We start from the raw sequence: 12,603 nt of genomic DNA on the forward strand, positions 1-12,603 counted from the left end.
TGCAATTAAATCAACATTGAGATTGGATTTTCAATCAACTCTTTCAAGTCTTTCATAAACTTAGCACCAGCCATACCATCTACGACACGGTGGTCAATGGTTAAACCAAGACTCATGATTGGGCGAATCACAATTTCACCATTGACGACAACTGGCTTCTCGATTGTCGAGCTCACGCCAAGGATAGCTGAGTTTGGTTGGTTGATGATAGGACCAAAGGACTGAACGCCAAACATTCCCAAGTTACTGATTGTGAATGTTGAATTTTGCAACTCACTTGGAGCCAATTTTCCATCCAAGGTACGGCCAATGACATCCTTGAAGGCTACAACTAGTTCAGAAAGACTCATCTTTTCAGCATTGTAAACAACAGGTGTCATCAATCCATTATCCATCCCAACTGCCATTGCAAGATTGACATAGTTGTGAGTGATAATAGTCTTGCCATCTTCTGTCAATGAAGCGTTGATATAAGGGTGCTTCATTAAGGTCTTAACAACTGCAAGTGAAAGAAGATCTGTTACAGTGGTCTTCTTCCCAGTTGCTTCCATGATTGGTTCAAGAACCTTCTTACGAAGAGCCAACATTTCAGTCATATCAACTTCATAGTTGAGCGTGAAGGTTGGCGCAGTTAGGTAAGATTCAACCATCCGTTGGGCAATCACCTTACGCATTGGTGTCATTGGAATACGCTCAATCTCACCATAAGGAGTGATATTATCAGGAACTTCTTCCACTTTTTCAATCTGAGCAGGAGACTTGATGGTATCGTTTTCGATATTTTCAGGAAGCAAGGCCAAAACATCCTTCTTCATGATTTTACCACGATGACCGGTTCCTTGAATCTCCTGCCAAGCAATATTATGTTCGAGGGCAATTCGTTTTGCAAGTGGCGAAATGCGAACCACGTTTGTGTCTTTATAAGTTTCCACGTCTTCTTTGTGGACACGACCGTTTGCACCTGAGCCAGAAACGTCGTAAAGGTTGATCCCTAAATCATCCGCTAACTTTCTAGCCGCAGGAGTCGCTCTTAGCTTGTCATCAGCCATGACCTCTCCAATTCTATTATAAGATACTAAGGGCGTCAAAAGTCAAAGTGAAAATAGGAAACTTGACGAAGAAACTTTAGTTTCTAGGAAAGTTTATCTTTTTCACACAGACTTTAGCCCGAGTTCAATTAAATGATACAAAGGGCGTTAAAAGCGACTGAAAAATAGGAAATCAACGCAGACTTTGATGAAGTCAAGGAGATTTATTTTTTTTCCGAGTTTTTAGCCCGTGTTCAACTCTACAAGTAACTTGGACACGGAACGTGTCTCAAGTTACTACGGTTGCCGCTATCAGGCGGTCAACCTTGTAGACTTACTAAGTCGTTCGTCGAATATTATCGATTCGACTCCCTCCTGTCGCAACTTTGCAAGTAACTTGGATACGTAATGCATCTCAAGTTGCTACGGTTGCCGCTATTAGGCGGTCAACCTAGTAGACTTACTAAGTCGTTCGTCGAATAACATCGATTCGACTCTCTCCTGTCGCAAATTTGCAAATAACTTGGGTACAATACATATCTCAAGTTACTAAAGTTAAAAACAACCGTTATTTTACATAACTTATCTTATGTAATTTTATTCTTTGTTATATGTTTTACGGATGGCATCTTTGATGCTTTCAACTGTTGGAATCATTGCATTTTCTAGATTTTGTGCATAAGGCATTGGCACATCTTCTCCTGCACAACGACGGATTGGTGCATCTAGATAGTCAAATGCTTCTGATTCTGAAATAATAGCTGAAATCTCTCCGATATAGCCGCTTGTTTTATGGGCATCGTTAACCAGAACAACTTTACCAGTCTTCTTAACTGAGTTAATGATAATCTCCTTATCAAGCGGAACAAGGGTGCGTGGGTCAACAATCTCAACAGAAATTCCTTCTTCTGCTAATTCTTCAGCTGCTTGAACCACACGGCGAAGCATTTTTCCATAAGTAACAACTGTTACATCCGTACCTTCACGTTTGATTTCCCCAACTCCAAGTGGAATCGTATAGTCTGGATCAACTGGTACTTCCCCTTTTTGGTTAAATTCTGACTTGTACTCAAGGATAATAACAGGGTTGTTATCACGGATAGAAGACTTAAGCAGTCCTTTCATGTCCGCAGGCGTACCTGGTGCTACAACCTTAAGTCCTGGGATATGAGTGAACCAAGACTCTAGAGATTGTGAATGCTGGGCTGCAGAACCAACTCCGTTACCAGCTGCACAACGAACAGTCATTGGAACCTGACCTTTACCACCAAACATGTAACGTGTTTTAGCAGCTTGGTTGACGATATTGTCCATGGCAATAACCGAGAAGTCCATGAAGGTCATATCAACGATTGGACGAAGTCCTGTCATGGCTGCTCCGGCTGCTGCTCCAGAGATGGCAGCTTCAGAAATAGGACAGTCACGAACACGTTCTGGACCAAATTCTTCAAGCATTCCAACAGAAGTTCCGAAGTCTCCTCCGAAGACACCGACGTCTTCTCCCATCAAGAACACATTTTCATCGCGACGCATTTCCTCAGACATAGCAAGGATAATGGTGTCACGGAAGGACATTGTTTTTGTTTCCATTTTATCTCTTTCTCCTTAGTCTGCGTAAATATCTTCAAAGGCTGATTCAAGCGGTGGGAATGGACTTTCTTCTGCAAATTTAACAGAAGCTTCTACTGCTTCCTTGACTTGCGTTTGGATTTCTTCCAATTCTTCGGCACTTGCAATAGTGTTTTCAATGAGGTACTTGCGAAGGTTTTCGATTGGGTCTTTTTGTTTCCACAATTCCACTTCTTCGCGGGTACGATATTTACCAGGGTCAGATGATGAATGGCCAAGCCAGCGATAAGTTACACTTTCAATCAAGACAGGCCCATTGCCACTACGAACATGGTCTACAGCTTTCTCAAATTCTTCGTAGACATCGATGACGTTGTTTCCATCTTCGATGAACATTCCAGGAATTCCATAAGCGGCGCTACGTTGATGGATATGTTCTACATTAGTCATTTTCTTGATATCCGCAGAGATACCGTAACCGTTGTTAATGCAATAGAAAATGACTGGCAGCTTCCAGATAGAAGCCATGTTCACTGCTTCGTGGAAAACACCTTCATTGGTCGCACCATCTCCAAAGAAGCAGACAACGATTTTACCGGTATTTTGCATTTGCTGACTGAGGGCTGCCCCAACAGCAATCCCCATACCACCGCCTACGATACCATTGGCACCAAGGTTACCAGCATCAAGGTCGGCGATATGCATAGATCCACCTTTACCTTTACAGGTTCCAGTGTATTTTCCAAGGATTTCAGCCATCATTCCGTTGAGGTCAATTCCTTTGGCAATAGCTTGTCCGTGACCACGGTGGTTTGAGGTAATTAGATCATCTGGATTGAGAGCCAACATAGCACCCACGTTAGCCGCCTCTTCTCCAACAGAAAAGTGCGTCATTCCTGGCACTTTCCCTTTCTTTACTAATTGCGCAATTTTTAAGTCCATACGACGGATTTCTTCCATCTTACGGAACATCTCTAGCAAAAGATTTTTATCTAAAATTGACATCTTCTTGCCTTTCTAAGTTTCTTCTTACCTTACTATTTTACCGTTTTTGGCAAATACTGTCAAAGTTTTTCTAAAAGAAATTTCACAAAATAAAAAAGAAAACCCCGTAAAAACAAGGAATTTTCTTATCAAGAATATTTTTTCACAAACTTTTTAGCGTTTGGATTTTGCTAAAGATTCAAATCTCTTCATAATCACAGTTAAACGCCAACGGTAGAGCGCTCCACTCACAATCAAACTAATAATCAAGCCAATCCAGTAAGAATAAGCTCCAAAATCTGTTAGGGAATCAAATACAATAGCCACTGGGATTGCTACGCCCCAATAACCAACCAAACCAAGGTAAAAAGGAATAACGGTATCCTTATACCCCCGTAAAATTCCCTGAAGCGGTGCCGCAAAGGTATCTGCTAACTGGAAAAAAAGACTATAAGTCAAAAAGCGCGCTGTCAAATCGATGAATTCTGGGTCGTTGCCATAAAGACTGGCCACATTTCCCCTAAAAATGTAAAGAAAGGATAAGGTGAAGGCCGCAAAAATGAGGGCTGTCCATCTTCCTAGACCAATATAGGTTTTCGCATCATCAAATCGCTTGGCTCCCACTTCATAGGAAACAACAATAGCCATAGCAGATGAGATGCTCATAGGAAAGGCGTACATGAGAGTTGAAAAATTCATAGCTGACTGGTGACTAGCGATAATCAAGGATGAGAACTTAGCCATAATCAAGCCAACCACAGAAAAGATAGCCACTTCCGCGAAGACAGTCCCCCCTATAGGCAGACCTAAACGAACTCCTTCCTTGATTTTATCCATATTAAGCGGAATTCGTTTCTCAAGATGTAGGGCTTTGAGCTTCTCCTGTTTAAATAGAACCAGTACAGAAATTCCCAGTAAGACCCAGTAGGCCAAGGATGTTCCTAAACCAGCACCAGCACCTCCCAGTTCTGGAACACCAAAGGCCCCGTAAATCAAGAGATAGTTAAATCCGCTATTGAGAGGAAGTAACAAAAGCATGAGATACATAGACAGTTTGGTCAAGCCCAGAGAATCCAGCAAGGAACGAACGACACTAAAAAGCAACAGGGGGATAATTCCAATAGATAAAAACCAAAGATAGTGAACCGCTACTGCTGCCACTTGTGCCTCTAGTCCAATATGATTCAAGATTGGTGGTGCCAAGAAAAGTACCATCCCCAGCAAGACCACAGATAGACCCAAGGCCAAATAGATGAACTGGTAAAAATCAGACGCAACTTCTTCCTTTTTGCCTCGACCAAGATGGTGACCAATGATAGGCACCAGGGCTGACACAATACCTGTTAGAAAGGTAAAGAAAGGATTCCAGATACTGGTTGCCATAGACACACCAGCCAAGTCCATGGTATTGTATTGGCCAGTCATAGTCGTATCAACAAAGGATGCAGAATAATTGGCAAATTGATAAATCAGGATGGGGAAAAATATCTTTAAAAATAAGATAAACTTGTCTTTAAAATGATGGGTTTGGTACATATAGGCTCTCTATTCTTTTTGTTTACAGAGCAGACTCCCACCTAGTTTCGATAGACGATTTGTCCCTTACAGATGGTATATTTAACCTGCCCTTTTAAGGTTTCACCTATGAATGGTGAATTAGCTGCTTTGGAAGCAAAATGGGAGTCCACAAGGCGGTCAGCCTTAGCATCAAAAATAGTGATGTCCGCTGGACCATTCTCAGCCAAATAACCTGCTTCAAAGTTGTAAAGCTTGGATGGGTTGTATGTCATTTTTTCAAGTAATTCCATCAAGCTTAACTCACCAGCTTCGACCAAATAAGTCAATCCGAGAGATAGAGATGTTTCTAAGCCAGTCATACCAGATGGCGCTTTGGTAATATCTTCGACTTTTTTTTCATCTGCATGATGAGGCGCGTGGTCAGTCGCGATAACTGTGATGACACCTGACTTGAGACCTTCAATCACGGCACGACGGTCTGATTCCAAACGAAGTGGCGGATTCATCTTAGCATTGCTTCCTTGTGTCAAAAGGAGCGCTTCTGTCTTGGAGAAATGCTGTGGCGCTACTTCTGCTGTTACTTGCGCTCCCAATCCTTGAGCAAACTCCACTACTTTAACACTTTCTTCCTTAGACAAATGCTGGATGTGAACATGTGCCTTAGTTGCATAGGCAATCATGACATCACGCGCCATCATAGCGTACTCAGCCACCCCAGTCGCACCGCAGATATGGAAATGTTCTTTAGCGATATTTTCATTAAAGCCAAGAACACCGTTCAAACCTGGATCTTCCTCATGAAGACTAATAAAGGTATTAAGCTTTTTAGCTTCCTCCATGGCTTCCTTGACAACTTTACTGCTCTCAAGCGGAATACCGTCATCAGAAAAACCAACAGCTCCAGCTTCTAAGAGTGCTTTAAAGTCAGTCAAATCTTGCCCATTAAAATTCTTAGTAATGGTCGCAACCGTCTTAACATTAATCTTCTCTTTGGCAGCTGACTGGAGAACTTCTTGCAAAGTCTCCACGTCTGAAATGGTTGGACTAGTATTAGCCATCATGACAACCGTGGTAAAACCACCTGCAGCGGCTGCTAGGGCACCAGTATGGATGTCTTCCTTGTGGGTCTGACCAGGTTCACGAAAATGAACATGGATATCAACCAAGCCAGGAGCAACTACAAGACCTGTGGCATCCAGGATTTCTGCGCCTTCTTCTTTAATTTCAGGCGCAATTTTGATAATCTTTCCATCTTCAACCAAGACATCACACACTTGATCCAAACCAGACTTGGGATCCATAACACGACCATTTTTGATTAGTAGCATCTGCTTTCTCCTTTATTCATAAAAATCAACTTGGGTATCCAACAATTTATCCCCATCATAAACAAACTTAGCTGAAAAGAAGGGTTTGTCCTCTAAAAGCCACTCAACAAAGGTATGGTCACCTTCCCAAGTCGGCTTGCTCAAAACCTCATCATAAGGAACCCATTCCAGCGTCCCCTCATTGCAGTCAATCAAATCCCCCTCGAACTCCGTCACCTTAAAAACATAGGTGTACCAGTCTAAATCTGGTGTAAATTCAGGAAAAGTGATGACACCTTTTAGAACTGGCTTGGCTTTGAGCCCTGTTTCCTCAAGGATTTCACGCACCGCGCATTCCTGAGGTGTCTCTCCTCGCTCTAGCTTACCACCCACACCAATCCATTTTCCTTCATGAACATCATTTGGCTTCTTATTACGGTGGAGCATAAGCAGTTCTTTCCCGTTATCAATGTAGCAAATCGTCGCTAACTGAGGCATATTTTCTCCTTATCTAAGCCAATCGATTGGCTCTTGTCCTGTTTCTTTTAAGAATGCATTGGCCTTGGAAAAAGGCTTGGAACCCCAAAATCCTCTATAAACTGACAAAGGACTGGGATGGGCTGATTCGATAATCAAGTGATGAGGATTGGTAACTAAGACCTTCTTCTTGCGTGCATAAGCTCCCCAGAGTACAAAAACGACTTGTCTATCTAGATGATTGACCACCTGAATCACAGCATCCGTAAAAGGCTCCCATATCTGCCCAGCATGACCATTAGCCCGTCCAGCCGGAACTGTCAAACAAGCATTAAGAAGTAAGACTCCTTGCTCAGCCCAAGCTGTCAAATCATGAGATTTCTTAACCCCGATATCATCTGACAATTCTTTCAAGATATTTTGCAAGGATGGTGGAGCTGGGATAGAGTCCGGTACAGAAAAACTCAAGCCCTGCGCTTGACCTGGCCCGTGATAGGGATCTTGCCCTAGAATCACCACCTTAACTTCTTCAAGCGGTGTTGTCAAGAGAGCCTGAAAAACCTTTTCCTTGGGTGGATAAACAGTCCCCTGAGCATAAACCTGCTCCATAAACTGATTAATTTTTCCAAAATAACCTTCAGGTAATTGCTCCTTAATCAAAGCATGCCAAGACGAGTGTTCCATAGCCGACTCCTTCGTTTTTACTGCCTCTATTATAGCAAAAAGTGGCTTTCTAAACCACTTTTTACAGTTTATCTAAGCAATCCAGCAAGTCTTGGTAAGAATGGACTTCGTAAGTCGGCTGGGCTTGTGTGTGATTTTCAACACGATGAGGGTTGTACCAGATAGTGTCAATCCCCGCATTATTGCCGCCTTGAATGTCGGCGGTTAGGGAATCTCCAATCATCAGCGTCTTTTCTTTACTAAAGTCAGCAATCTGTTGACCGATCTTTTCATAAAAGAGAGCATCAGGCTTTTGTGTTTGCAATTGTTCTGAGATAAAGACTTGATTGAAATAAGGTGCTAGACCAGATTGAGACAAACGCCCTGTCTGAATGGCAGTAATGCCATTTGTCGCAGCATACAAGTCATAATCACGCTCGATGAGGCTGTCCAAAAGTTCATGAGCGCCTGAAATCGTTTGTCCCTGTTGGGCTAAGTAAAATTGGTAACGCTGGGCAAGTAAAGTACCGTCCTTCTCAAATCCAAAATGGGTAAATAAACGAGAAAAGCGCGTGTTAACCAGCTCTTGTCTACTAATTTTCTTTTGCTCCAAGTCCTTCCAGAGAGCCTTGTTCATCGGAACATAATAGTCTTTATAAGCCTGAATATCTGCAACTCCTTCTTCTTTTAGAAGTTGCGTCAAAGCCACATCCTCAGCAGCATCAAAATCAAGCAAGGTGTGATCGAGGTCGAAAAGTAAAAATTTGTAGGACAATTGAGGTTTTCCTTTCTGAAAAGAATTATGAATATTATAGCATAAAGTAAGAAAGCCATACCAATTTATTCCATCTATTTGACATACAATTATCGCAACTAAAGGCTACAAGTATACTTATAAATCACTCTTCTAGACTTTTGATTGTCAAAATCTTTCAGAATAGAATAATTCTATCTATCGAATATCCTAACTTCATAAATATCTATGTAATTCTAAACCTAGAATTCCTATAAAATAGATGTTTTTGCACTATTCTAAGTCATTGATTGCCTTAAATTTTAATTTTTAAAGAATTCTAAAGCTAGAATAGTCCCATCACAATCTGTTTTGAATGATTCACAATTTAGAAACACTATAGCTCTACTCCTGTTAAAATAAAAAGGAACTGCATAAAGCAATCCCTTTCTGATTTTGAAATTATTTACTTAAAATTTGATAGTTGAGATAATCAATAGCCCACTTATAAAAAGAGTTATAGTAAAATTCCTTATTTATTAATTTCAATCTCCGACAACTGTGTTTGAATAACTGACAGTTCTGCACCAGCCTGAAGAAGAGCAGCTGCAGTATAGGCACCTTCTACAATTGGAACCCTATTGATGACGATACTTTTATCACTGAAATCAGCCACCATTTCTAAGTTCATTTTAGCAGAACCTAGGTCAAAAAAAGCTAATAAAGTATCTGCTGGATTTTCGGAAACAACCCTATCTACTTGATCAAAACTCGTTCCAATTCCTCCATCTTCGGTTCCTCCTACATAAGTAATCGGAACATCTTTAGCTACTTCACTAATCAGTTCAACGACACCTTGTGCAATGTGTTTGGAATGTGAAACGATAACAAGACCAATACTTCCCATTAAACCACCCCAGTTTCTAAAAGAGCAGTAAAGAGTAATCCTGATGAGAATGATCCAGGATCAATATGTCCAAGAGAACGTTCTCCTACATAAGATGCCCTTCCTTTAGTTGCAAGTAAATCTTTGGTAGCATTCACTACCTTATCAATAACCTCTTGAGTCAATTGACCAGCAGACAAAGCAGCAATAACAGGAGTCCAAACATCAACCATTGTCTTTTCTCCAACTTCTGCTTTCCCACGTTTGATAATCATATCCAAACCACTTTGTAAGATTTCTTCTAATTTAGAATGAGAATCAGCCTTGGCCATGCCCATAAAAGCAGAGCCATACAGAGGACCAGAAGCACCGCCTACCTTGCTCAGTAATTGCATTGAGACAAGTTTAAACACATCACTGCTTGTTTCAAATTGCTTTCCTTCTAAGTTTTCCATAACTGCAGCCATTCCACGCGCCATATTTCCACCGTGGTCTCCATCTCCTATAGGGGTGTCTAGCTCACTAAGGTAATCTTTCTGTTCTTGAATCTTTTCATTAAAAAGCTTCATCCATTCAAGAGCTTGTTCAACATTCATGCGACATATCCTCCTTGAGTTTTACCAAGCTGGGGTAGTAACAGGTGTATTTAGAGCATCCAACCACTCATCATCTGCCAATCGAATCAATGTTAATGATAATCCAGCCATATCGATTGATGTCATATAGTTTCCAATTTTCTTAAATGCCAACTCAACACCTTTTTCATGGAGTAATTTAGCCACATCATTTGCAAATACGTATTGCTCCATAAGAGGAGTGCTTCCTAAACCATTGATGAGAAGGCCATAGCGTTCTCCAGCTTTAAGTTGGAAACCTTCAGATAACTTTTCAACCAATTCTGAGGCCAATTGTGCTGAGGGTTGCATCTTCTCTTTCTTATATCCCGGTTCACCGTGGATACCAACTCCGTATTCAAATTCATCATCTTCTAGAACAAAACCTGGTTTGCCAACTTCTGGAACAGTAGCGCCAGATAGAGCTAAGCCAATTGTTTTAATTTCTAAGACAAGTTTGTCAGCCAAGTCCTTCATTTCAGATAATGATTTACCAGAACGAGCCGCAGCACCCAAAATTTTATGGACTAAAATAGTACCTGCAACACCTCGACGGCCTTGGGTATAGAGACTATTTTCAACAGCGATATCATCATCAACCACAACACTTGCTATATCAATACCTTCCATTTCAGCAAGTTCTTGTGCAATTTCAAAGTTCATAATGTCACCAGAATAGTTCTTGATGACCATGAAAACTCCAGCACCTTCATTAGCCACCTTAATGGCTTCTAAAATTTGGTCTGGAGTAGGTGAAGTGAAGACTGCTCCACAAATGGCGGCAGACAACATTCCTTCTCCTACAAATCCAGCATGACTTGGTTCATGTCCTGAACCTCCACCTGAAATGAGTCCAACTTTTCCTGTCTTTTCTGCCTTTCTAACGATGACATCAAAACCATCTAAGCGTTCTACCAAGTCATCATGCATGAATGACAATCCCTGCAACATTTCATCAACAACTTGTGTCGGTTCATTTATAATTTTTTTCATGAGAAACTCCTTTCGGCATGTATCTTTGTTTTCGCTTTCATTATATATTTTTTATTGGTAGATGATAAGGGACAGATTCTATTATTTGTCCCCTTTTAAACCCGTTTAAAACATTTTTTTGGTAAAATGAAGTAAGTAAAAGAAAGGCTTCCTATGGCATCATCACTTATTACAAAAAAACGGATTGCCAAGGCATTTAGAGATCTATTAGCTACTAGAGAATTTGACAAAATCTCCATTGTAGATATCATGGAATCAGCTGGCATTCGTAGACAGACCTTTTATAATCACTTTCTTGACAAATATGAACTGCTAGACTGGATATTTGAAAATGACTTAACCGAGTATATCACCAATAACTTGGACTTCATTTCTGGCCAAAAACTATTACAAGAATTATTTTTTTATTTCGAACAAGAGCGTGACTTTTATATTCAACTTTTTGATATTCAAGGGCAAAATAACTTCTATGACCACTTTATCAGCTACTGTCGCTTGCTTGTATCAAAAATTTTAAGAGAATATGGTCAGATTGATATCGATTCATCTGCTTATACTTGTTTTTTGTTAGACTATCATTCACACGCTCTAGCAGAAATCGTGAAAGCTTACGTCAATAAAAAAAGTCCAGTTCCACAACCAGACTTTCTAATCATGACAATTATTGGAAAGAGACCACAATGACATTTATTTCAAATCATAAACAAAAAATTATTTCAAGTTACATTTCGGCAACTGTCAGCAGTCATCCTGAATTAGAAAAACACCCTACTTTACCACTAGTCTATCAAAAAAATCGCAATCCTCATCAGGTTCCAATATTGTCGGGTGGAGGTTCCGGTCACGAACCTGCGCATATTGGATATGTGGGAGAAGGAATGCTTACTGCTGCTATCTATGGCCAATTATTTACTCCTCCCACAAGAACTGAAATCTTAGAGTCCATTCGTTTTTTAAACAATGGTCACGGTGTCTTCATCATTGTAAAAAATTTCGAAGCAGACATCAAAGAATTTAGCTCGGCCATTAACACTGCTAGAAAAGAAGGAATTAAGGTCGGCTATAGTCTAGCACACGACGATATTTCAATTGAACCTCACAATAGATTTCAAATTAGAGGAAGAGGGCTTGCAGGGACAATCTTACTTCATAAAATCCTAGGATTTGCAGCTCAAAATGGTGCCAACATCGAGCAACTAACTGATTTAGGTCATCAGCTTGCTCCCGAAATCGCAACAATTGGCTTTGCAACGAAAGCTGCTAGTCTCCCCCAAGCCACCCTTCCACTATTTAACTTGGAAGAAGGAAATATTTCCTATGGTATTGGGATACATGGCGAAGAAGGCTATCGTATCGTCCCATTCCAATCATCGGAAATCCTTGCAAATGAAATTATAAGTAAATTAAGATTGCACTATCATTGGAAAAAGGGTGATCAATTTATATTGCTTGTAAATAATCTAGGCACTACCAGCAACTTAGAAATGGGCATATTTATCAATGATATCCTTCAACTCTTAGAAATTGAAGGAGTCACTATTACCTTTATAAAATCAGGAACATTTATGACCAGTTTGGATATGGCAGGTATATCCGTAACTCTTTGCCCTGTAAAAAATAAGCAGTGGCTAGAAGCGCTCAATGCTCCAACGACAGCTTTTGCATGGTAATTTGCTTGTATAACTCAAAAGGGCTACATCACTTGATAGCCCTTTGCTTTTATCTTATACTCAATGAAAATCAAAAAGCAAACTAGGAAACTAGCCGCAGGCTGTACTTGAGTACGGCAAGGCGACGTTGACGCAGTTTGAATTTGATTTTCGAAGAGTAT

The 12,603-nt window shown here is 40.6% G+C and carries 13 protein-coding genes; 2 read left to right on the forward strand and 11 right to left on the reverse strand.

Features of this window, described 5'->3' with window-relative positions:
• Positions 1–5 precede the first annotated feature (5 nt).
• The 11 genes from ABKJ27_RS04905 to dhaK all read right to left on the reverse strand — a co-directional run bounded on the left by ABKJ27_RS04905 (position 6) and on the right by dhaK (position 10,772).
• Positions 6–1,049 carry a dihydrolipoamide acetyltransferase gene (locus ABKJ27_RS04905; protein ID WP_033685023.1) on the reverse strand — a complete coding sequence of 348 codons (1,044 nt, stop codon included), beginning with the start codon at positions 1,047–1,049 and terminating at the stop codon, positions 6–8.
• 576 nt (positions 1,050–1,625) lie between these two features.
• A complete protein-coding gene (locus tag ABKJ27_RS04910; protein ID WP_000448715.1) occupies positions 1,626–2,618 on the reverse strand; it encodes an alpha-ketoacid dehydrogenase subunit beta in 993 nt (330 codons plus the stop codon).
• A gap of 15 nt (positions 2,619–2,633) precedes the next feature.
• On the reverse strand, positions 2,634–3,602 hold the full coding sequence (locus tag ABKJ27_RS04915) for a thiamine pyrophosphate-dependent dehydrogenase E1 component subunit alpha (RefSeq protein WP_410011442.1): 969 nt from the start codon (positions 3,600–3,602) through the stop codon (positions 2,634–2,636).
• Positions 3,603–3,755: 153 nt separating this feature from the next.
• Positions 3,756–5,117 carry a sodium-coupled multidrug efflux MATE transporter PdrM gene (gene pdrM, locus ABKJ27_RS04920; RefSeq protein ID WP_033685020.1) on the reverse strand — a complete coding sequence of 454 codons (1,362 nt, stop codon included), beginning with the start codon at positions 5,115–5,117 and terminating at the stop codon, positions 3,756–3,758.
• A 41-nt stretch (positions 5,118–5,158) separates the two neighbouring features.
• On the reverse strand, positions 5,159–6,427 hold the full coding sequence (locus tag ABKJ27_RS04925; RefSeq protein WP_049499932.1) for a dihydroorotase: 1,269 nt from the start codon (positions 6,425–6,427) through the stop codon (positions 5,159–5,161).
• Positions 6,428–6,439: 12 nt separating this feature from the next.
• Entirely contained in the window at positions 6,440–6,904 is a 465-nt protein-coding gene (locus ABKJ27_RS04930; protein WP_001135783.1) for an NUDIX hydrolase, read from the reverse strand.
• 9 nt (positions 6,905–6,913) lie between these two features.
• On the reverse strand, positions 6,914–7,567 hold the full coding sequence (locus ABKJ27_RS04935) for a uracil-DNA glycosylase (RefSeq protein ID WP_410011443.1): 654 nt from the start codon (positions 7,565–7,567) through the stop codon (positions 6,914–6,916).
• A 61-nt stretch (positions 7,568–7,628) separates the two neighbouring features.
• Complete coding sequence (locus ABKJ27_RS04940; RefSeq protein ID WP_410011444.1) at positions 7,629–8,321, reverse strand: YjjG family noncanonical pyrimidine nucleotidase; 693 nt, start codon at positions 8,319–8,321, stop codon at positions 7,629–7,631.
• Positions 8,322–8,811: 490 nt separating this feature from the next.
• The gene (gene dhaM, locus ABKJ27_RS04945) at positions 8,812–9,186 is read right to left on the reverse strand and encodes a dihydroxyacetone kinase phosphoryl donor subunit DhaM (protein ID WP_410011445.1); all 375 of its coding nucleotides are present in this window, start codon (positions 9,184–9,186) and stop codon (positions 8,812–8,814) included.
• Complete coding sequence (dhaL, locus tag ABKJ27_RS04950; RefSeq protein WP_237446887.1) at positions 9,186–9,761, reverse strand: dihydroxyacetone kinase subunit DhaL; 576 nt, start codon at positions 9,759–9,761, stop codon at positions 9,186–9,188. Before dhaL ends, dhaM begins: the two co-directional genes overlap by 1 nt.
• Positions 9,762–9,782: 21 nt before the next feature.
• The gene (gene dhaK / locus ABKJ27_RS04955; protein WP_410011446.1) at positions 9,783–10,772 is read right to left on the reverse strand and encodes a dihydroxyacetone kinase subunit DhaK; all 990 of its coding nucleotides are present in this window, start codon (positions 10,770–10,772) and stop codon (positions 9,783–9,785) included.
• Positions 10,773–10,925: 153 nt separating this feature from the next.
• On the opposite strand from dhaK, the gene dhaS reads away from it, so the two are divergent.
• Positions 10,926–11,456 (forward strand): dihydroxyacetone kinase transcriptional activator DhaS, encoded by a 531-nt coding sequence (gene dhaS / locus ABKJ27_RS04960; protein WP_000168606.1) that lies wholly within the window; start codon positions 10,926–10,928, stop codon positions 11,454–11,456.
• Complete coding sequence (gene dhaQ, locus ABKJ27_RS04965; protein WP_261057543.1) at positions 11,453–12,442, forward strand: DhaKLM operon coactivator DhaQ; 990 nt, start codon at positions 11,453–11,455, stop codon at positions 12,440–12,442. The genes dhaS and dhaQ overlap by 4 nt, the downstream gene beginning before the upstream one ends.
• The last annotated feature ends 161 nt before the right edge of the window (positions 12,443–12,603 follow it).

Origin of the sequence: Streptococcus sp. KHUD_011 (assembly GCF_046352925.1) — a bacterium.
Lineage (GTDB): Bacteria > Bacillota > Bacilli > Lactobacillales > Streptococcaceae > Streptococcus.